The organism is Lapidilactobacillus salsurivasis (genome assembly GCF_054785215.1).
The window spans coordinates 163,126-182,277 of the sequence record NZ_BAAABI010000004.1; the positions used below are offsets into that span (position 1 = coordinate 163,126).

Consider the following 19,152-nt stretch of genomic DNA (forward strand, 5'->3'; position numbering starts at 1 on the left):
TTTTTTTGCTAAGAATGATTGTTTGGGAGGTGGCGTGATGGCAGTAGGTTATTTGTGGTTAGCGATCGTGATCGGAATTTTCGACTTGGTTGCCTTGGCCACGAACTGGTTCTTCTTGGAGATCCATGCAGGTTGGTCAATGGTCCGCTTGATCATTGGCGGGATCCTAGCCGTGGGACTCACGATTTTGAATTTACGCTTGTCGGCGACCACTGATGCGGTCCAGCACCTGGTTTTGGCGATTTTCGCGTTGACCGCACTGCTTTGGGCCGTGATTCGGAAGGGGTTGGGCAAGCGCTATGTTTTGACCTCTTTAAGTACTAACGGCCTCAAGGACTGGCGGGCCTTTAGTGATTTCCGGATTGAAACGGATACGGCCGATCGCACGCTTCTCACGTTGATCGACTTCGGTCAGCGCGAGTATCAGCTCAAGTTGATGGCCACCGAGGCGGAAGTTCGGGACTTCGTGACAGCACACATTAATCAGCAATCATCATGAACAGCAACAATGGAGTGGAAAAAATGGCAATTGAACAACGAAAGCAACGTATTTTTTATGGCCGTTGGTGGCAAGGTAGCAATCAGGCGACCCGAGATGGCGAATTGAACAATGAAATCGAGAAATTTCTGGCTCAATACCCTGATCTGACTCAGTTTACTGGGATTGCTTTTCATGATATCCCAGGTGGTCTCCGCTACTTTATTGGTTCGGAAAACTTGGGGATCGGTGAGGCTTTCACTTTGATCGCCGATGATTACTGGATCGAACCGGTGAAGAACGGTCGGGTGAAGCCGGTTTATCAGCGGATCCAGCGAGCGTTTAAAACAGATGATCTATCCGTGATCATTGAACCACTGGCTAATAGTACTGATTTCTTACCGATCAAGATCGAGAATTACCAGGTCGATGAAGAAACCGGTGAATTTCAGGTGGTCCAAGTGGAGATCCCGATCGATCCCAAACACTGATTTATATTCTCAATAATCTAACTGCGAAATCGTTTCTTTTTCAATTGGGCCAAAGCGCCTGATTGTTTTGAGAAACGATTTTTTGCGTGGGCGGATCCGGGCACCAACTAACGGCAACAAGCGAGAAGCTAACGATTAAGGGTTTATTAAGAATGTTCACAAAGATTAAGACTAGCTTGATAATAACAAGATAAGGAATAAAATAAGAAATGAAAGCGCGTTCAACTATTCGGGAGGCTTGGGCGAATGGACAAGGATGTGGTGTTGTGTGGCAATCGAATCATCATTCTGATCATTGATCTGCTATTTGCCGGTCTGTTGGCTGTGACCTTAGTTTTGTACCAAGCTGATTTCCAAACGACGAATCGCTGGCTCCTGTTGTTGACGCTACATCCGCCGCTGTTGTTCGGCTTGCTACTCTTCTTTGACTTGGGTGGATTATTGGTGATTTATCACCTGAGTGAACAAACGCGAGTTGAGCGGCGGTTGCGCGTTATTCTGGGGGCGACCGCGGCAAGTGTCAACGGCTTGCCACTAGTTGATTTAAGCATCATCGGGGCGGCGGCCGGTATCCTTGGTTTGGGCGGGTGGTTCGCGTTGGCGTCGCGAACTTGCTCGATTAGCTTAGTTGGTTGGTTTGCGCTGATTTTGGGTCTCTTTGTCGGGCAACAAGTTGCGCTTTGGTTGTATTTAGTGGGCAGGTGACGGGGTTGAAATATTTCGAATTTATTCGGCATGTTTATTTGAAGCGGATGGTGCTGACGATTTTGGGCGTGCTCTTCATGATGGCGTTTGCCTTCATCGCCTTTATTTGTACGAGTTCGCTTGTTTCGGTCGTCCGTGGTTATCAGGGGCTGGCGGCGTTGCGCAGTGAAGAGGTTTACGCGGGAAATAATCAGTCAGATCCAGAGAAATTGAATCAGGCTTACCAAAATGATCCGGAGAAACTCGCCAAAAATACAGCTGCGATCATGGCCAGTCTGGAAAAGACTGGTGATTACGTGTTGCACTGGCGCTATACGACGACGCAAAAATTTCCGAACGCCAAGGGGACCGAGAGTTTGACGGCGGAATTAATGTTTGCCAATCAGCATTTTTTCAAATTCTATCCGCTGACCGTGGTTCAAGGTGAGCCGTTGGACAATGCCGTTTTCCAACAAACGGGGTCAAAGATTCCGGTTCTTGTCGGGGCGAATTTAGCGGCGGCCTTACCCTTGGGGCACACATTCAAACTAACAGATCCCGGTTTGGGGCGGTCGGAGTCTTATTATGTGCGTGGTATTTTGCAAGCGAATCAGGGCATTCAGTCGATGTACATGCTGGATTCTGAAGATTTATTGAATAATACGATTGTTCGACCATTGCGGCAGCGAGATCTGGCGACCCTTAGTCCGGATCAGCTGTCAGCCGGGTTGCAGGACCTGCTTGTTTTTGGCAAAGCCACCAAACAGTTACCAGCAATCAGCCGGCAAATCAATCGAGATCAGATCTTCAAGGTGAAATTCTATTCCGTCGAAGCCAATATCAATGAATTTCTCACGTTTTATCGTCAACAGGATCCTTTAGTCATTATTGCACTGGTCATTTTGCTGGGGACTGCCGGCTTTTTAGTCTGGAATACCATCAAAACAATCAGGGATTCTCAAAAAGAAATTACGCTTCGTTTGGCGCTGGGCTTGGCGCCGAATGATGTTTTCCTGGCAACTTTTATTTTGGAAGCCTTGGCGTCCGTGATCGCCTTAGGTCCGGCGGTGGCTGCCGCGCGAATGCTGGCCCGATTTATGCAAGATCCCGCGTCATCTGGAGGCGTACAGCTGGCCCAGACAACCTTGATCAGGAACGATGATTTGCTTGCCTTAGCCATTGTGGCGCTGATTTTATTGGTGCTGGCGCTACTGCTTAGCGTGATTGCGCGGCGAACTGTCCGTCAAGGAACCACACGTCATGGAACAACGATCGAGGTCAATTAAAATGGTTAAACTTACTGGCGTTAAGCTTTCAAAATCCTTTTCCCAACATGGTCAGGAGCAGCGAGTGCTGTGGGACCTGTCACTGGCGCTGACGCCGGGAACGATGACTGCGTTGATTGGGCCATCGGGAATCGGGAAGAGCACGTTGCTAAATATTCTCGGGTTATTGGATCGTGACTATCAGGGCACGGTCAGTTTGGATCAAACTGTGACCAACGATCTCAATGACCGTGAGTTAGCGCATCTGCGTAATTCTCAGATCGGTTTTGTCTTGCAGGAGGCGTTATTGATTGAAAGGCTGACGGTTCGAAAGAACATTTTGTTGCCAACGATCTACGGGGACAAACAGGATAAAGCTGTGCTGGCCCACCGCGTTCAGCAACTGGCGACACAGATCGGCATCGAAACCCTCTTGGATAAGTATCCGCGGCAACTTTCAGGCGGGCAGAAGCAGCGGGTCGTGTTGGCCCGCGCTTTGATCAATGACCCCGATATCATCTTGGCGGATGAACCGACGGGGTCGTTGGATGAACAGAACGCCGCCAGCGTGGTGGCCTTGTTGGCGCAGTTGGCCGCCCAAGGGAAGACGGTATTGACGGTGACCCACGATCATTTGGTCGCCGAGCAGCATCAGTATATTTTTCGGATGGCGTCCGGGCAATTAGTGAAGGAGCGATAACAATGGGATTTTGGGCAATGATAGGTTCATTCTTTCTGGGGTTGATTTTGGTGGTCCTTAGTTTTCAAGCGAAAATTCGCCGTCGCTGGCCGCAATATCTTCTCTTATTGCTCGGCGTCGCGCTGCTTGTTGTCGCAATCATCTTGGCGCTCTGACTCTGTTGGCTGATGATGAATTTTTTGAAATTGATGAGATCATGGCCACCTTGCTTCAAACAGCGAGTTTTGACGTCAAATATGGGCCTATGAGAATCGGTTGGATGTATGAAAGCATTCGAGACACCATGGCGGAGATGTAGCACCTAGTAATTGCGCTAAGTGCTATTTTTGTACCCAAAAAAATGCGCACATCATGTGCACGCGCGATTTCAAATCAAGCAAAACGAGTGCAAACAAAAACCGTCAAAATGTTGATTTGACAACATTCTGACGGTTCAAAGGAAGCAATTAAAAGCCTGGAAATGGAGGCGAGGGGAATTGAACCCCTGTCCATCCATACTGCAACGCAAACGTCTACATTCATAGCTGTACTATTTGGGATTTAATCATCAGCGCGCGCCGCACCGCATGGCTAACCGCTAATGACGAGTCTGCGAATCTCTTCACCACGCCTCAGACGGCAACGTGGTGCGTAACCTAATTAATTTGAGACCCTAAATCTGAACCTTAGGTAAATCCAGCAGGATCACGCTAGCTGGTTTTTAGGCAGCTACTGCGTAAGTGTTTTCTTTGTTTGCAGTTAGATTAACTGTGGCGTTTTTACGTAGACGCGACCTACGGAATGCAATTCACGCCCAGATACAAATGTCGAATCCAGAACGCCCCCGATTTGGGTTACTTAAGTATTATACCACAGTGCCCGCATGTGACAAGCAAATCCATTGGCATTAGAGTGCGAGCTACCCCGGGCAGCTTCTGAGCATTAGCCTAGCCAGGATTTTGGAGGCTGGGCTTGGCCTCCGAAATCCTGGCGTAGCTAAGCGGAAGAAGCTGGGGTAGCGAACACGTTTCAAAAAAGCGTGGCTGATGATCTGGCAGTGTTGGCATTCAAAGTGATCTTCTGGAGGCGAAAAGGACCGGCTGATTTATGAGGGCGTTCATCGATTCATTTAGATCAAATCGAAGTGTTGCAGACCTTTAATGATCCCCCCGTCACGATTACTATTGGTGACAAACTCGGCGGCTTCCTTGGCTGCCGGGATGCCATTAGCCATAGCGACGGCGTGATCAACGTAATTCAACATGGTCAGATCGTTGGGACCATCGCCGAAACCGTAAGTCGGCAGATCAGTCAAATGCAGGCGATCGATCAGTTCAATGATCCCATTCATTTTGGAGTTTCCTTGGCGCACGGTATCGATGGAGTAGGCGCCGTTCCGGTAATAAGTGAACTCTGGAAAACGTTCTTGGTAGATCTGGTCGTTTTTCGTGGTCAGCACCAGCAACATTAGAATTTCGTGGGTCAGATAGTAAGCTGGCTCGATCGTCGGCACCGGTGTGTGGATCGAATGGTAAGAGGCTTGTAGATTAGCGTCATCCTTGATGGCGTGGATCGCGTCTTTGCTATAAAACGATAATGAGTCATTTAGTTCGGTGGCGAGGTCAACCATGCCGCGAATCAGTTCTGTCTCAATGACGCCTTGGTAAACCGGGCGTTGGCGATGTTCCAAATAACTGCCATTTAGGGAAACGAAGGTATCGATGCCAGTTGCCTGGCAAGTGTCCACGATTTCCAAAGGCGAACGGCCAGTGTTGATCACGGGCAGATAGCCATTTTTCCGTAATTGATGGATCGCCGTGCCCACTTCGGGACTGATCTGTGAGTGTTCGTTCAGTAAGGTGCCGTCAAGATCGAAGAAGACGACGCCACGATATTCTGTTGCCAAATTTGTGACCTCCGTGTGTCAATTTAACTTGATTCTATTTTTGCTGGATTCCATTTTAACTTGATTCCATAGCTAGCTTGATTCTGTTGCTAACCTGATCTTGCTCTAAAGATCGATCGTTTCCATTTTAACAGATAACTGGGGCTTGGTAAAATTACCTTATTCTGAAATCACAAGGAACTTGGAAACGGTAAATCGATGAAGCGCTTTAATTAAATTTATGATAAGACGCGCAGGTTGGCCATATTCCATAGAAAACATGATATACTAGACATATCTGTAGGAGGAATTGCCTAATGATCAATACAGTACTTGGTAGTGCATTTGTTATTTTTGGTTTGATTTTTCTCTTTCATCCCGCTCAAAAACCATCGACCGTGCTTAGCTATAAATCTTTGTTGGCCCGTCAAACGACCAGTGGCTTTTATTTGGCGCAGCGTTGGTGTCGGGATATGCTTTTGTTGACAGGTGTCTTACAATTAAGTATGGGGCTGGTCATCAATTACTATCACTTGAACCATTTGAGCCCGCTATGGCTGGCCTTGACTGGTTTACTGGCTTGGGGTAGCTTTCTGCTTTTGGAAAGTAAATTACGTCATTATTTGATGCGGATCGGACAATTACCAATCAAATATCAGTCTAAATAGTCGCGCAGCAGCGAAACGTGATCGCCAACCTAGCTTCTTCCGCTTAGCTACGCAATTGTCTAGGAGGCAAGAATCGCCTCCAAAACAATTGCTAGGCTAATGCTCAGAAGCTACCCAGGTTGGCTCACACTCTTAGACGAAACGTGATCGCCAACCTAGCTTCTTCCGCTTAGCTACGCATTTGTCTAGGAGGCAAGAATCGCCTCCAAAACAATTGCTAGGCTAATGCTCGGAAGCTACCCAGGTTGGCTCACACTCTTAGAAGTTTTTTGTTCACAAAAAAGTAGTATTTGAAAAATGTCGGTTTTTTAAGTGAATTTGCTTTTTTCACGGCGTTTTATCGTTATAATACTTATCAAACGGGGATGTGCAAGCTTTTATGAAATTATTGATGGTCGAAGATAATACGTCAGTTTCTGAAATGATGGGGATGTTTTTCCAGAAAGAGAAATGGGACGTGGATTTCGCTTACGATGGCAACGAAGCCATGGACAAGTTCAAGAGTGACCCAGAAAGCTGGGACATGATTACGCTGGATCTCAATTTACCTGGTAAGGATGGCATGCAGGTTGCCAAGGAGATTCGCGAGATTTCAAAGACCGTGCCTATTATTATGTTGACGGCGCGGGATAGTGAAAGTGATCAGGTTCTTGGCTTAGAGTTGGGCGCCGATGATTATGTGACGAAGCCGTTTAGTCCGATTACCTTGATCGCACGGATCAAAGCGATCCATCGGCGGGCGGACTTAAACAATGGTCACACAGCGGCCGATGGCGATGGTGACGTGGACGTCAATCAAAGCCAATTCGATGTGACTACGGATAATTTCAAACTAAGCTCGAAGACCCGAGAAGCCTTCTTGAATGGTAAGGAGATCCAGGGGTTGACGCCAAAGGAATTCGATTTGTTGAAGACCCTGGCCAAGAAACCGCGGCAAGTTTTCTCACGTGAACAATTGTTGGAATTAGTCTGGGATTACGAGTATTACGGTGATGAACGGACAGTTGATGCACACATCAAGAAATTACGACAAAAAATTGAGAAAGTGGGGCCACAGGTGATCCAAACTGTTTGGGGCGTCGGTTATAAATTCGATGATTCGGAAGCAGGTCGTTAATGAAACTTATTTATCAACAAATGATTGGCTTTTTTGTGGTGATTCTGACCACACTCTTGATTGTTAGCGCGGCCGTCATTAATTACAATAATCGCCAAGCTTACGAGACCACCTGGGTTCAGTTGGAAGGTTACGCTCGTAATTTTGGCGATCTTTTCACAACTAAGGATAAACGTACTGGCGAATATACGGCGATTTCCACGGACTTCTTGGATGAGGTCCAAATGGTGTTGCGCAGTGACGCAGTGGTTTACGCTGTTTATAATGCAGACAATGAGCAGATCTACCCCAGCTACTCCGTCAGCAAGGGTAATCAACCGTCGCTTTCCAGCAGCGTTTGGAAAACGTTGAAGTCTGGTAAAAGCGTGCGCAAGCAAACCAATCGTGCGAGTGGTACCCAGGGACCTGCCCTAGGCAATGGCGCCGAGTTGACTTATGTGATCTATCCTTGGTTTGATAGCAATAAGAAGTTTGTTGGCGCGATGTTTATTGCCTCCAAGGTGACCAAGATCAGGTCAACGGTGCAGGAAATGGAAAAGAATCTGTTTACGGCACTGTTGCTTTCGTTGTTGGTGGCGCTGGGGCTAAGCTTCCTGCTGGCGCATTTCTATGTGCGTCGGATCAACCGATTGCGGTCAGCGACGCGGGCCGTGGCTGATGGTAATTTCGACGTGGAGTTGGTGTCGCGCGGCCGCGACGAAATCGACGATCTGGCCAATGATTTCAACTTAATGGTTCATTCTTTAGATGAATCCAATAAAGAAATTGCCCGCCAAGAAGAACGACGCAAGCAATTTATGGCCAATGCGGCTCATGAAATGCGGACACCGTTGACTACGATCAATGGGCTTTTGGAAGGCTTGGCTTACGACGCGATCCCTGAAGAGGCCAAGGACAAGAGCATTACACTGATGCAAAATGAAACCAAGCGCCTGATTCGACTGGTCAACGAGAACTTGGACTACGAGAAGATCAGGAACAATCAGATCGTCTTGAACAAACGAACCTTTAATGGGACTGAGGCGTTAAGTAATATCGTCAGTCAGCTGCAACAGAAGGCGGAGGCGGCTGGTGACCAGTTACTTTTGACCAGTCAGGAGCCGGTGACGGTTTTCGCGGATTATGATCGCTTCGTCCAAGTTGTTTTCAATATCAGTCAAAACGCGATCCAGTTTACGACCAAGGGGCAAGTTACCCTGAGCATTACCAGCGTTGATCATGGTGTGAAGATTGTCATCAGTGATAATGGCATCGGCATGAGTGATGATCAACTGCAGAATATCTGGGAGCGGTACTATAAAGCGGATCCTTCACGCAAGAACACCAAATATGGCGAGTCGGGGCTGGGCTTAGCCATCGTCCATTCGCTGGTGGAACAACACTATGGCACGGTTTCGGTGACTTCGGCGTTGCATCAGGGGTCGACTTTCACGGTATTCTTCCCTGATGAGGCCACGGCCAAAGAAAAAGCGATCACGGCCGAGAGGAAGACAATCAAGCCTAAAGATAATTGATCGATTGATAGCGCAAAGGAGCGTGATTCTCAGAAGTTTACTTCTGAAGAACCACGCTCTTTTTTTTGAAATGTGTTCGCCACCCCAGCTCCTTGCGCTTAACTACGCCAGGCTTCTGGAGGCCAAGCCCCGCCTCCAAAATCCTGGCTAGGTTAATGCTCAGGGGCTACTCGGGGAGGCTCTCACTCTTTTTTGAAACGTGTTGCCACCCCAGCTCTTTGCGTTTAACCTCAGTCGAGAACGTGCCTACTTGCGCCTGGCTTAGTTGGACTTGCTGGCGTTTTTCGTCTGACTGGAGCTACTTTTGGAAGTTTGCTTTGAGCTAGTGCTACTTTGGGCACCCTTCTTGGTGGTATCGATCTCGGGAAATTCTTCAATATCATTTTCAGGGTCAGTCAGCTCTGGTGCGTCGGTTTTGTACATTTTAGTAGTAGTGTGACCAGTTTGGCTATAAAGGGAGGTTGATTGATCGCCTAATTTATCTTGTTGCTGGATCAAGGCGTTGATTTCGTCTAAATAATCAAATTTAGTAGGATCAACGGGTCGGAAGCCAGTCGGTGTATAAAAGCGGAGAAGGTTCTTATAATTCAACGAGTCGGACAGTGACAGGGCTTGATCCACCTTGTCTTGGTCCTGATCGATCGCTTTCGTTTGCGTGTCAGTCAGTTCAGTCAACAGTTGTCCCGTGGCGTTATCATAGACACTACTTTTGGCGCCCTTACCGCCGAGGACGGTGTATTGCTTGGTGATAAAATTATTATTTCGAAAGGCGACGATTTGTTGATGATCTTTAGAAAGTAAATCTTGACCGAATTGAATATAATTGGTTGTTTTGACGCCCAGTAAGTGGAGAAGTGTTGGTAGCACGTCGATTTCACCGCCATAAGTATCTTTGATGCCACCCTTCAAACCGGGCATGTGGATGATCAATGGCACCCGCTGTAATTGCGCGTTGTCAAAGGCGGTCCATTCTTCTTTATCAGGATCCAGTAAGGTCGCTAACGCCTTGTTGTCGGTATTGGAGAGGCCATAGTGGTCGCCATAAAGCATGACCAGGGAATTCTTGGCCAAACCGGAACGATCCAAGTAATCGAAGAATTCTTCCACCGCCTGATCAAGATAGTGGGCGGTCTGGAAATAGTTGTTAACGGAACTGTTGGCCGTGTCAGGAACTTCAAAGTCGGTATCAGCCTTGGCCAAATCGAAAGGAAAATGGTTGGTCACCGTAATGAATTTCGTATAGAAAGGTTGTTGCAGGCGCTCCAAGTATTTGACGCTCTCGGCAAAAAACAGTTTATCTTTCAAACCGTAGCCGATATTCGCATCGGCACTGGAATTGAAATAGCTTGAGTCGAAGAAGTAATCATAACCGAGATTCTTATAGGTATGATTACGGTTCCAGAAGCTACCCACATTACCGTGGAAAACGGCACTGCTATAACCGTCTGTTTGTTGCAGAATCGCTGGCGCGGCCTGGAAAGTGTTGTCTGTGCCCAGGGAGGTGAACGCCGATCCTTGTGGTAGTCCGAAAACACTATTTTCTAACATATTTTCGGCGTCAGAAGTTTTCCCTTGACCTACTTGATGGAAGAAATTACTGAAGCTCAAGGAATTCTGATCGTGATACAGCTGATTGAGGAACGGGGTGACCTCTTGGCCGTTGACCTTGAAGTCTAGCAGAAATTGTTGGAAGCTTTCCAGATGAATAATGATCACGTTTTTGCCCTGGGCCTTGCCAAAGTAGGCGGCATTCGGGGCTGCCTGGTGGCTACTGTTATAGTTCAAGACTTCGTTGATGTCGGTGCCGTCCGCCGAGGCGCGGATCTGGTTGTTCTGGGCTGTTTTGACGCCATCGTAGACCATGAAGGTATTCAAGCCCAGATATTTGACGATGTAGTTTCGGTCAAAAGTTCGTGTCAGCAATTGCGGCCGATTGGATTCACTGAGGGTCAAATTGAGCAGGAAGATAAAGGCCCCCAGAGAGGTCAAGGTGAAAGCCTTGACGGTGCTATATTGCCGTTGATCGATCTTGATCCAGCCGCGTAGCAAGGCAATCAAGATCACAATCATGTCAAGAATCAAGAAGAGGTCAGGCCAGGTTAGAATCGAATTGATACTTTTGCCTAAGCCGTTGGTCACTTTCCCGACGCCGGCGATGGTATTGATCGTTAGAAAGTCCGTGAATTGGCGATAGTAAATAACATTGGCCAGTAGCAGGATACTATCGAGGACATAAATGCCGTACATGACCCAATAGCTTAAACGGGGACGCTTGATGTAAAAGCCGAATGATAGTAAGAGGATCGTGGTTCCAATGGGATTGAAAATCATTAATAAATGTTGAAGCGGATCGCTGGCGCCTAGTGAAAAGCCAAGATAATAACTGGCAACTGTTTTGACCCAGATCAGGATAGTCAAAAGAGAAAAGAAGCCGAGTCGCGTTTGCAGCCAACGCTTAAGGGGCAATTTTTTCAATGATAAAACCTCACACATAGAATGTCTTTATTCTACAATGTTTTGACCCTAATAAGCAATTTATCCCGAATCGTGTTCTGAAAGCGACGCTGCCGCAAGCCTTGATGAGCATGGATTTGTGGTCATCAGTTAAACTTTAAATAAGTTTGCGCGCCGATGAGGTGGGGACTGATCGGCGGCCAACGGGGCGTCGTGGTGATCGCGCCAATGGGCAATGTTTAGCAATTTCTTTAAAATGTCACAAAAACAAACCGGTGACGCGACTTTCTGGTAAACTAAGCTTGAAGCATTTCGGTGGGAAGAGGTAATGCCATGTATTTTTTAGGGCCGCTGTATCGGATCGTGGTTGCGCACTATGCGGATCGGATCAATCATTTTCCGTTGGTTAAATTGGTATTTTATAGTTTAGATAAAACGATTTTGTATTTCATCATTTTCATGATCTTGCGGGTGTTGTATCTGAAGCTGACGGGACGTCCTTGGCGATGGGGACCGGAATTATTGCGGGCGGCGTTTTTATTCTATCTGCTTTTGCTGTTGGCGCTGACCGTCTTTCGCGGCATCTATTTCCCGTGGCAAATCAAGATCTATTGGAATCGATCTCCAGCGTTGATCAATTGGACGGTCTTGACGGAAACGCTGAAATTGCAATATGCACAGTCAAAACTTGATTTCCTGTACAATTTCTATGGAAATATTCTTTGGTTCATTCCTTTTGGCTTGATGTGGCCCCTGGTCCATCAGCGTCGAAGCGGGCTAATGTCGACGGTGATCACAGGCGCGCTTCTCTCGGTGTTGATTGAAACGATCCAATTCTTCTTAGCAACCGGTGTGAGCGACATTGATGACGTGATTTTTAACACGGTGGGGGCTTTGCTGGGTTACATCATCTATTTGGTGTTGATTCCGCGACGAATCCGGCGAAAAAAAGTTATCACCACATGAAATCGCTGACATTGAGCTGTGAGTAAGTCAGCTCGCATTTGCAGAAATAGCTATTTTCTGAAATATTGCTAAATCAGCAAAATTTCTTTCAAAATATTACCATTTTATCTCAAAAAATGATAAAGTAACAATGTAGGTAAAATTATAATTTACACACACAGGAGGATTCATCAATGTCATTAGTACATGGTACAGAAATTTTTGCCGCTGCACGTAAGGGTCATTATGCAGTAGGTGCGTTCAACACAAACAACTTGGAATGGACTCGCGCAATCTTGTCCGCAGCCCAAGAAAAGAATGTGCCCGTTTTGATCCAAACATCAATGGGTGCTGCAAAATATATGGGTGGCTATGAACTTTGCCAACAATTGATTGCTGCAACAGTTAAGAGCATGGCAATTACTGTTCCTGTTATTATCCATCTTGATCATGGTAACTACGAAGCAGCTAAAGAAGCCATCGCTGCTGGTTACAACTCAGTTATGTTCGATGGTCATGACTTACCATTTGCTGAGAACTTGGAGAAGACCAAGGAAATCGTTGAATTGGCTCATGCTAAAGGCATCTCTGTCGAAGCAGAAGTTGGTTCGATCGGTGGCGAAGAAGACGGTATCGTTGGCGAAGGCGAATTAGCTGACGTTGAAGAAGCTAAGCAATTAGCTGCAACTGGGATCGACTTCTTGGCAGCAGGGATCGGCAATATCCACGGCCAATACCCAGCTAACTGGACTGGTTTACACTTTGATCGTTTGCAAGAATTAGCTGACGTCATCTCAATTCCTTTGGTATTGCACGGCGGCTCCGGCATTCCTCAAGACCAAGTTGAGAAGGCTATCTCAATGGGTGTGGCTAAATTGAACATCAACACTGAATGCCAATTAGCATTTGCTAAAGCAACTCGTGAATATATCTTAGCTGGCAAGGATCAAGAAGGTAAAGGCTTTGATCCTCGTAAGTTATTAGCACCTGGTACTGAAGCAATCAAGGATACTGTTGAAGAGATCATCGACTGGATGGGTACTCGTCCAATCAAATTGGTTCCTGAAGAATTATAATTTAAATAAGTGGACAGCGGCTTTGTGAGCGCGGTCCAAACAAGTGAAACTGGGGTGGTTAGCCAACTTCCTCAGTTTCTTTTTGGTTGAAAGCCCGGTCAGGCTTGATTTTGTGGGAAAATCACTTGACTAGACCAATAGCCAATAACCTTGCAATTATTGATAAAAAAGGCTAAAGTTAACAAGTGAAAAGTCACTTACTTTTTATTTCTAGGAGGATCAGATCAATGGCACATATTTCTTTTGATAGTAGTAAATTAACACCTTTCGTTCACGAAAATGAATTAGGTGAAATGCAAGCGATGGTGACCGCGGCTGACACAGAGTTACGTCAAGGCACTGGTGCAGGCGCTGATTTCCGTGGCTTCATTGACTTACCAGTTGATTACGATAAGGACGAGTTTGCTCGCATCAAGGCTGCTGCTAAGAAGATCCAAGGCGACTCAGAAGTGTTCGTGGCGATCGGTATTGGTGGTTCATACTTAGGCGCGCGCGCTGCGATCGATTTCTTGAACAGCACTTTCTATAACATGGCGCCTGATCGCAAGGGCCCGCAAATTCTATTTGCTGGGAACTCAATCAGCCCTAATTATTTGGCTGATGTGGTCGCTTTGATCGGCGACCGCGATTTCAGTATCAATGTGATCTCCAAGTCAGGGACGACCACAGAACCTTCGATTGCTTTCCGGGTCTTGAAGGAAAAATTAGTCGCAAAATATGGTCGCGAAGGCGCCAAAGGTCGGATCTATGCCACGACTGATCGCGCTAAAGGGGCTTTGAAGTCTGAATCCGATACAGAAGGCTACGAAGAATTCGTTGTGCCTGATGATATCGGCGGACGTTTCTCCGTTCTTTCTGCAGTTGGCTTGTTGCCGATCGCCGTTGCTGGTGCTGATATTGACGCCTTGATGCAAGGTGCTGCTGACGCGCGCAGTGAATACAACGATCCTGATTTGACCAAGAACGAAGCGTACCAATATGCGGCCTTACGGAATATTTTGTACCGCAAGGGCTTCACAACTGAATTGCTCGAAAACTATGAACCAACTTTGCAATACTTTGGTGAATGGTGGAAGCAATTAGCCGGCGAATCAGAAGGTAAGGATCAGAAGGGCATCTACCCATCATCCGCAAACTTCTCAACGGACTTGCACTCATTGGGTCAATATATTCAAGAAGGTCGCCGCAACCTGATGGAAACCGTCGTCAAAGTTGACGCACCTCGGGCTGATGTTCAGATTCCTTCTGAAGAAAAGGACCTGGATGGTTTAGGCTATTTGGAAGGCAAGTCAATGGACTATGTCAATGACAAGGCTTATAAGGGCGTTGTCTTGGCGCATACTGATGGTGGTGTTCCGGTCATGACTGTCAATATTCCTAAGCAAGATGAATACACGTTAGGCTACATGATCTACTTCTTTGAAATTGCCATTGGCATTTCTGGCTACTTGAACGGAATCAACCCATTCAACCAACCAGGTGTGGAAGCTTACAAGAAGAACATGTTCGCCTTATTAGGCAAGCCAGGCTTTGAAGCGTTAGGCAAGGAATTGAACGAACGCCTGTAAGACGGCTGCGTCCGGCGAGCAGTGGACGCTGGCGTTAGCTTTTACCATTAATCTGACCGCTGCGCTTGACTGAATTTAATCAAAAAAATCTGTTTCCTGCGCTTTTGAGCGGCTGGAAACAGATTTTTTTATTTTCTACAAATGATCGTTGATCTTACCGGTTTTTTCCATGTGTTCTGCCCGCTCAATGGCACGCAGGAACTTCCGTTGATATTGCCGATATTGACTATTGTCTTTCTGATTGTCGATGAAGTCCTGCAATAGGGCGACTTCATTGCGATACTGCCGCATTTGGTGATAATTAGCCGCAATCCGCTCAGTGATCACGCCGCGCATATATGAGTGCTCAGCAGGAATGTTCTCCAATAATGGCAAGAGCAGATCCTGTGATTCGGCGCAATAGCCATCATTGGTCAATCTTTCCGCTGTCACCAAAGGACGCCGAATTTCTGCCTTTTGACGTTCCTGCTCCTGCAACCAAGCTCGTCGATTCTCCACATTCTCCGTAGTCAGAGAATTCAATATTTCTTGGCGTTCTAAATAATTCTGCTTGGCGGTGGTACTTGTTTTCTCAGCAGTTGAATCTGGTCCGGTAGTGGGACCGTCTCGTTTTGATTTTGGTTGTTTTTTAAATAGATTTGTAAATATGCCCATTTTTATTAATCCTCAGCCTAATAATCTTAACTCATGTGGTTCCGTGTTGTGTTGTCAGTTTTTCGTTCGTTCGGAGCCCTTAACTACATTATAACGTGATTAGTTTTTATTGAAAGGTATTTACGACTTCTTGTCCAAGTATTTTTAGATAATGGCTTTAAACGTGGATTCTGGGTTAAGCCAGCTGGCGTGTACCTATGATTTCCGAATCTTCAATAATAACGCACAAGCAAAAAGATTGCGACGACTGATTTGATTCGATAATATTTGCTTATGGTTATCAAAAGGAGGAAATAATATGAAATTTCAATTGGCGCCGTTACCTTACGCGTACGCAGCTCTAGAACCGGTGGTCGACCGGGAAACGATGCAGCTTCACCATGATCGTCATCACGCTGCCTATGTTAATAATCTGAACCAGGCCATTGCCAAGGTTGGCGGGATCTGGGCGACGCGCTCGCTGCCGGAGTTGCTGCTGGATCTTTCGGCGCTACCGGTTTCGATTCGTGAACTTGTCCGCAACAATGGCGGAGGTCATTTGAATCACACGTTATTCTGGCAGATGCTGCAACCAGGAGGCGTCACGAACAAACCAGCCGAATTGACCACGGTGATTCAACAGCAATTTGGTGGCTGGTCACAGTTAAAAGAACAAATCATCACTGCTGGCCTAGGCCGCTTCGGTTCTGGTTGGGTTTGGCTGGCGCAAGATGAACTGGGTCATTTACAAATATTGACGACCGCCAATCAGGATAATCCGCTGAGTTCCGGTTGGCATCCGGTACTGGGTCTCGACCTGTGGGAGCATGCCTACTATTTGCAATATCACCAGCAACGCGCGATTTACCTGGAAAACCTCTGGCAGATCATTGATTGGAAATTCGTCCAACGCTTATGGCTAGATCCCACCCGCGTTCAGCATATAATTTACTAAAGCAAGCAGGCTGGTCAAGCCAAACCTGGGCGCTTTAGGCGCGTAGCAGGGTCTGAATTGTCGCGGGATCAGTCAAGTTGACGGCGCGGACCTGGAAGCCGGCCGCGTCTTTGGTAAGAATCGAAACACTGGTGTTTTTCAGCAAGAAGGCTGGCAATTCCTGCGGGGCCAACAAATGGATCATCATACTCAGCAGGAGTCCGTGGGCGACAACCAAAACATTGCCATCGCTTGGGTTCGTCGCATAGGTGTCCAACAATTGTTGGGCACGCGCCTTGAAGTCGGGATACGTCTCGGCTTGTTTGGTGTTATCTAGGGCGGCGAACCCGCGCACCAGCTGCGGGAAGCCTGAGCCGCGGCGGGTACAGTTCAAGGTCTGGCGCAGGCCAAATTTCCGCAGAAAGTGGCGCAGGATCTCACCTTCGTCTTGGCCTTCCAAGGCCCCGAAATAATACTCCCGCAAGAGCGGCTCTGTTGTGATCGGGACTTCCGGGAAACGGTGAGCCAAAATCAAACTGGCCGTATCTTCGGCTCTTTCGCGGTCGCTGGTGTAGGCGGCCGTTAATTTGATCGGTTCTAGGACCTGCCGTAATTCTTTGGCCGTTTCCCGTCCTCGTGTTGTTAGCGGGGCATCGATCCAGCCCTGAAGTTTGTTTTGAGCGTTAAGTTCTGTTTGACCGTGACGAACAAGAATCAAGTTTTTCATTTTGGGACCTCCACTGATTTTTAGCTAAGTAAGTATGTTAAAATAAGACTAATAGGAAAGTGTGGCTTGAAAGATGACAGAAAAAGAAATTGTTAAAGCAATCATTAACTTCATTTTAACCAATTCAGGCGTTGTACGCGAGCCCCGTGTTTATATTAATCAAATTACTTTTGCTTTCGCCGACAATTTACCGGTGCCTGGGGATGACGTCTTCTTCCCATCCATGCGGTTACATGTGTTTCGACTGACCCCAGAATTCGTTAAAGAAAACCAGGCCATACTCCAGCAACTGTTTGCGCAAACAGCCGAGGCCAAGTCCGAATCTTACGACCAAGTCTGGTTTACCAGCTCGCATTTGACCGATCGCCACTTGAACTTGGTGGAGTTCTCCTTTGAATAGATGGCATCTATTTGGTGATCGGGTCAGCCAAACGACTGGCTTTGCGGTGTTGACTTTAGTTTTGCGTTTCATGGAATTGGGCTTTAGCTTGCCGGTCCTGCGCTATTTTGTTGCTGTCAGCGGCGGCGTAACAATCGTCCTTTTGATTTGGACGATCTGGCAGGCGCTCTTGACCCACCGGGGACGATAAGGACGCAATGGACCTTGTGGGTGCAGTTCGCTGCAGTCACGCGTTACTTGCAAGCAACCGGAACAAGATTTGCATGGTTGAACGCGGGCCAAGATAAAAACTAAAAAGGCTGACTGTAAAAACTAAAAAAGGCTTGACGTTCATATTTAGATACGCTAAACTATTACTTGTGCTTTTTAATTGCCCGTTGGTCAAATGGTTAAGACGCCACCCTCTCAAGGTGGAGTTACGGGTTCAATTCCCGTACGGGTGATTCATTGGGATATAGCCAAATTGGTAAGGCGGTGGACTCTGAATCCATAATTTCTTGGTTCGAACCCAAGTATCCCAATATTCTTATCAGTAAAGTCTATCTGTCAGGATAGGCTTTTTTTGTGCGCCGCTTTTGGTGCGGCGGCAACGTTTTCCGTGGTGAAAATAAAAAAGCAAACCCTGTTTATGGAACAATGGTTTGCTTCCGGTATTGAATTGGGTTAATTAAAATTTTTAGACCTATAAACTATTCCCAATTATTGGAAACCTCTTTTTTATGAAAACAAAAAGTTATGCTGATAAAGGCAACTTATTTGAAATAAACAAGAAAAGAAATAAAATTTACCATCATGTATCGGAATATAGAAACAAATAAACTTTGGCTTAGTAGGAAAACTGAAAATTTTACGTGTTGACTATTAAATCTATTTAACTGTTGAAAAAATAAAAGAAATATCCTCTGCACTTTCTTTCATTCCTCGGTTTAACCAAGTTTCAACCCATCCGTAAAGAATGTATATGACATATGATTTCATATACGCTTCCATTGCAGTGGACTCAGGGGTAAGATCCATGGAATCCGTCATAATATCCTTAAACAAATATAATAGTCCCTGTTCATTTAATCTTTGGTAAAAAACTTTATTATCCTCACAATGAGAGAAAATAGACTTTAGCTTTTCAGAGAATGACAAATCATTTTGTCCAGTCACTGCAGAAAACCAACTTTCAGATAGATCTTTAAGATGCTTTTTTAAAATATCTTCTTTATTCTCAAAATTTCTATAAAAGGAATTTCTACTAACCTCAGCTTTTGTAATAATTTCACTAATAGATATTTCCTGCCATTTTTTATCTTGAAAAAGGATTAGTGTAGCTGAAATGATTTGGTGGATAACATATTTATTTCGCTCTTTGTTTCCCATGATGGAACAAACTCCTCCTTTTGTACCTTTTTCCTTTTTTATTGTTTTATTTTTTGATGCGGTGGTATAATTGTACCCTCAACAATAAAGAAAAACAAGAGGAGCTTTTATGAATATTACAAGTAAGAGAACTATAATACTTTTAATTGTTATAGCAGCAGGAATTGTATTAGGAAGGTTAGCTGTTAGAGCTGTACTAAACTTTCTAATGGGTGGAACACTATTCGGGGGAGATTTTTTATAACGAAAAAACACAATGGGAGATT

21 protein-coding genes, 2 tRNA genes and 1 other RNA gene are annotated in these 19,152 nt (G+C 46.1%); 18 read left to right on the plus strand and 6 right to left on the minus strand.

Features of this window, described 5'->3' with window-relative positions; all coding sequences use genetic code 11:
• Positions 1 to 37 precede the first annotated feature (37 nt).
• From ACYVSB_RS06635 to ACYVSB_RS06665, 7 genes are all read left to right on the plus strand, one after another.
• A complete protein-coding gene (locus ACYVSB_RS06635; RefSeq protein ID WP_125598450.1) occupies positions 38 to 499 on the plus strand; it encodes a hypothetical protein in 462 nt (153 codons plus the stop codon).
• Positions 500 to 522: 23 nt separating this feature from the next.
• On the plus strand, positions 523 to 969 hold the full coding sequence (locus tag ACYVSB_RS06640) for a hypothetical protein (RefSeq protein WP_125598453.1): 447 nt from the start codon (positions 523 to 525) through the stop codon (positions 967 to 969).
• A gap of 246 nt (positions 970 to 1,215) precedes the next feature.
• On the plus strand, positions 1,216 to 1,674 hold the full coding sequence (locus ACYVSB_RS06645) for a hypothetical protein (RefSeq protein WP_125598456.1): 459 nt from the start codon (positions 1,216 to 1,218) through the stop codon (positions 1,672 to 1,674).
• A 5-nt stretch (positions 1,675 to 1,679) separates the two neighbouring features.
• Positions 1,680 to 2,939 carry an ABC transporter permease gene (locus ACYVSB_RS06650; RefSeq protein WP_125598459.1) on the plus strand — a complete coding sequence of 420 codons (1,260 nt, stop codon included), beginning with the start codon at positions 1,680 to 1,682 and terminating at the stop codon, positions 2,937 to 2,939.
• 1 nt (position 2,940) lies between these two features.
• A complete protein-coding gene (locus tag ACYVSB_RS06655) occupies positions 2,941 to 3,618 on the plus strand; it encodes an ABC transporter ATP-binding protein (protein WP_125598462.1) in 678 nt (225 codons plus the stop codon).
• Between the two features lie 2 nt (positions 3,619 to 3,620).
• Positions 3,621 to 3,773 (plus strand): hypothetical protein, encoded by a 153-nt coding sequence (locus ACYVSB_RS06660; RefSeq protein ID WP_164511113.1) that lies wholly within the window; start codon positions 3,621 to 3,623, stop codon positions 3,771 to 3,773.
• 5 nt (positions 3,774 to 3,778) lie between these two features.
• Positions 3,779 to 3,916, plus strand: coding sequence for a hypothetical protein (locus ACYVSB_RS06665; RefSeq protein WP_164511114.1), 138 nt, complete (start codon positions 3,779 to 3,781; stop codon positions 3,914 to 3,916).
• Positions 3,917 to 4,076: 160 nt separating this feature from the next.
• Here the strand turns inward: ACYVSB_RS06665 and ssrA are convergent.
• Positions 4,077 to 4,443, minus strand: a transfer-messenger RNA (tmRNA) gene (gene ssrA, locus ACYVSB_RS06670).
• A gap of 283 nt (positions 4,444 to 4,726) precedes the next feature.
• The gene (locus ACYVSB_RS06675; RefSeq protein WP_125598465.1) at positions 4,727 to 5,503 is read right to left on the minus strand and encodes a Cof-type HAD-IIB family hydrolase; all 777 of its coding nucleotides are present in this window, start codon (positions 5,501 to 5,503) and stop codon (positions 4,727 to 4,729) included.
• 296 nt (positions 5,504 to 5,799) lie between these two features.
• Here ACYVSB_RS06675 and ACYVSB_RS06680 point away from each other — a divergent pair, with 296 nt between their 5' ends.
• From ACYVSB_RS06680 to ACYVSB_RS06690, 3 genes are all read left to right on the plus strand, one after another.
• The gene (locus tag ACYVSB_RS06680; protein ID WP_125598468.1) at positions 5,800 to 6,150 is read left to right on the plus strand and encodes a hypothetical protein; all 351 of its coding nucleotides are present in this window, start codon (positions 5,800 to 5,802) and stop codon (positions 6,148 to 6,150) included.
• 379 nt (positions 6,151 to 6,529) lie between these two features.
• Positions 6,530 to 7,267, plus strand: a complete 738-nt coding sequence (locus ACYVSB_RS06685) for a response regulator transcription factor (RefSeq protein ID WP_125598471.1) — start codon at positions 6,530 to 6,532, stop codon at positions 7,265 to 7,267.
• The gene (locus ACYVSB_RS06690; RefSeq protein WP_125598474.1) at positions 7,267 to 8,781 is read left to right on the plus strand and encodes a sensor histidine kinase; all 1,515 of its coding nucleotides are present in this window, start codon (positions 7,267 to 7,269) and stop codon (positions 8,779 to 8,781) included. Before ACYVSB_RS06685 ends, ACYVSB_RS06690 begins: the two co-directional genes overlap by 1 nt.
• A gap of 261 nt (positions 8,782 to 9,042) precedes the next feature.
• Here the strand turns inward: ACYVSB_RS06690 and ACYVSB_RS06695 are convergent, their stop codons facing one another.
• Entirely contained in the window at positions 9,043 to 11,274 is a 2,232-nt protein-coding gene (locus ACYVSB_RS06695; protein ID WP_191987495.1) for an LTA synthase family protein, read from the minus strand.
• A gap of 294 nt (positions 11,275 to 11,568) precedes the next feature.
• Between ACYVSB_RS06695 and ACYVSB_RS06700 the strand changes: the two genes are divergently transcribed.
• From ACYVSB_RS06700 to ACYVSB_RS06710, 3 genes are all read left to right on the plus strand, one after another.
• Complete coding sequence (locus ACYVSB_RS06700; protein ID WP_125598481.1) at positions 11,569 to 12,201, plus strand: VanZ family protein; 633 nt, start codon at positions 11,569 to 11,571, stop codon at positions 12,199 to 12,201.
• A 173-nt stretch (positions 12,202 to 12,374) separates the two neighbouring features.
• Positions 12,375 to 13,256: a class II fructose-bisphosphate aldolase gene (locus ACYVSB_RS06705; RefSeq protein ID WP_125598484.1), complete on the plus strand. Its 882-nt coding sequence runs from the start codon at positions 12,375 to 12,377 to the stop codon at positions 13,254 to 13,256.
• 227 nt (positions 13,257 to 13,483) lie between these two features.
• Positions 13,484 to 14,824: a glucose-6-phosphate isomerase gene (locus tag ACYVSB_RS06710; RefSeq protein WP_125598488.1), complete on the plus strand. Its 1,341-nt coding sequence runs from the start codon at positions 13,484 to 13,486 to the stop codon at positions 14,822 to 14,824.
• Between the two features lie 135 nt (positions 14,825 to 14,959).
• Here ACYVSB_RS06710 and ACYVSB_RS06715 read toward each other — a convergent pair whose 3' ends face one another.
• On the minus strand, positions 14,960 to 15,478 hold the full coding sequence (locus tag ACYVSB_RS06715) for a hypothetical protein (RefSeq protein WP_125598491.1): 519 nt from the start codon (positions 15,476 to 15,478) through the stop codon (positions 14,960 to 14,962).
• 298 nt (positions 15,479 to 15,776) lie between these two features.
• Here ACYVSB_RS06715 and ACYVSB_RS06720 point away from each other — a divergent pair, with 298 nt between their 5' ends.
• On the plus strand, positions 15,777 to 16,412 hold the full coding sequence (locus tag ACYVSB_RS06720; RefSeq protein ID WP_125598494.1) for a superoxide dismutase: 636 nt from the start codon (positions 15,777 to 15,779) through the stop codon (positions 16,410 to 16,412).
• Positions 16,413 to 16,446: 34 nt separating this feature from the next.
• On the opposite strand, the gene ACYVSB_RS06725 is transcribed toward ACYVSB_RS06720, so the two are convergent.
• Positions 16,447 to 17,118, minus strand: coding sequence for a histidine phosphatase family protein (locus ACYVSB_RS06725; RefSeq protein WP_125598497.1), 672 nt, complete (start codon positions 17,116 to 17,118; stop codon positions 16,447 to 16,449).
• A 73-nt stretch (positions 17,119 to 17,191) separates the two neighbouring features.
• Here ACYVSB_RS06725 and ACYVSB_RS06730 point away from each other — a divergent pair, with 73 nt between their 5' ends.
• From ACYVSB_RS06730 to ACYVSB_RS06745, 4 genes are all read left to right on the plus strand, one after another.
• Positions 17,192 to 17,518 carry a hypothetical protein gene (locus ACYVSB_RS06730; RefSeq protein WP_125598500.1) on the plus strand — a complete coding sequence of 109 codons (327 nt, stop codon included), beginning with the start codon at positions 17,192 to 17,194 and terminating at the stop codon, positions 17,516 to 17,518.
• A complete protein-coding gene (locus ACYVSB_RS06735) occupies positions 17,511 to 17,708 on the plus strand; it encodes a hypothetical protein (protein ID WP_461218847.1) in 198 nt (65 codons plus the stop codon). Before ACYVSB_RS06730 ends, ACYVSB_RS06735 begins: the two co-directional genes overlap by 8 nt.
• A gap of 181 nt (positions 17,709 to 17,889) precedes the next feature.
• Positions 17,890 to 17,961, plus strand: a tRNA-Glu gene (locus tag ACYVSB_RS06740).
• Positions 17,962 to 17,966: 5 nt separating this feature from the next.
• Positions 17,967 to 18,039 (plus strand) — tRNA-Gln (locus tag ACYVSB_RS06745).
• 346 nt (positions 18,040 to 18,385) lie between these two features.
• Here ACYVSB_RS06745 and ACYVSB_RS06750 read toward each other — a convergent pair.
• Positions 18,386 to 18,886 (minus strand): TetR/AcrR family transcriptional regulator, encoded by a 501-nt coding sequence (locus tag ACYVSB_RS06750; RefSeq protein WP_461218848.1) that lies wholly within the window; start codon positions 18,884 to 18,886, stop codon positions 18,386 to 18,388.
• Positions 18,887 to 19,152 lie beyond the last annotated feature (266 nt).

Excerpts from the sequence above, each read along its gene's own strand:
- ACYVSB_RS06635 (WP_125598450.1), top strand. The coding sequence starts at position 38 with ATGGCAGTAGGTTATTTGTGGTTAGCGATCGTGATCGGAATTTTCGAC.
- ACYVSB_RS06640 (WP_125598453.1), top strand. The coding sequence starts at position 523 with ATGGCAATTGAACAACGAAAGCAACGTATTTTTTATGGCCGTTGGTGG.
- ACYVSB_RS06645 (WP_125598456.1), top strand. The coding sequence starts at position 1,216 with ATGGACAAGGATGTGGTGTTGTGTGGCAATCGAATCATCATTCTGATC.
- ACYVSB_RS06655 (WP_125598462.1), top strand. The coding sequence starts at position 2,941 with ATGGTTAAACTTACTGGCGTTAAGCTTTCAAAATCCTTTTCCCAACAT.
- ACYVSB_RS06660 (WP_164511113.1), top strand. The coding sequence starts at position 3,621 with ATGGGATTTTGGGCAATGATAGGTTCATTCTTTCTGGGGTTGATTTTG.
- ACYVSB_RS06680 (WP_125598468.1), top strand. The coding sequence starts at position 5,800 with ATGATCAATACAGTACTTGGTAGTGCATTTGTTATTTTTGGTTTGATT.
- ACYVSB_RS06685 (WP_125598471.1), top strand. The coding sequence starts at position 6,530 with ATGAAATTATTGATGGTCGAAGATAATACGTCAGTTTCTGAAATGATG.
- ACYVSB_RS06690 (WP_125598474.1), top strand. The coding sequence starts at position 7,267 with ATGAAACTTATTTATCAACAAATGATTGGCTTTTTTGTGGTGATTCTG.
- ACYVSB_RS06695 (WP_191987495.1), bottom strand. The coding sequence starts at position 11,274 with ATGTGTGAGGTTTTATCATTGAAAAAATTGCCCCTTAAGCGTTGGCTG.
- ACYVSB_RS06700 (WP_125598481.1), top strand. The coding sequence starts at position 11,569 with ATGTATTTTTTAGGGCCGCTGTATCGGATCGTGGTTGCGCACTATGCG.
- ACYVSB_RS06705 (WP_125598484.1), top strand. The coding sequence starts at position 12,375 with ATGTCATTAGTACATGGTACAGAAATTTTTGCCGCTGCACGTAAGGGT.
- ACYVSB_RS06710 (WP_125598488.1), top strand. The coding sequence starts at position 13,484 with ATGGCACATATTTCTTTTGATAGTAGTAAATTAACACCTTTCGTTCAC.
- ACYVSB_RS06715 (WP_125598491.1), bottom strand. The coding sequence starts at position 15,478 with ATGGGCATATTTACAAATCTATTTAAAAAACAACCAAAATCAAAACGA.
- ACYVSB_RS06720 (WP_125598494.1), top strand. The coding sequence starts at position 15,777 with ATGAAATTTCAATTGGCGCCGTTACCTTACGCGTACGCAGCTCTAGAA.
- ACYVSB_RS06725 (WP_125598497.1), bottom strand. The coding sequence starts at position 17,118 with ATGAAAAACTTGATTCTTGTTCGTCACGGTCAAACAGAACTTAACGCT.
- ACYVSB_RS06730 (WP_125598500.1), top strand. The coding sequence starts at position 17,192 with ATGACAGAAAAAGAAATTGTTAAAGCAATCATTAACTTCATTTTAACC.
- ACYVSB_RS06750 (WP_461218848.1), bottom strand. The coding sequence starts at position 18,886 with ATGGGAAACAAAGAGCGAAATAAATATGTTATCCACCAAATCATTTCA.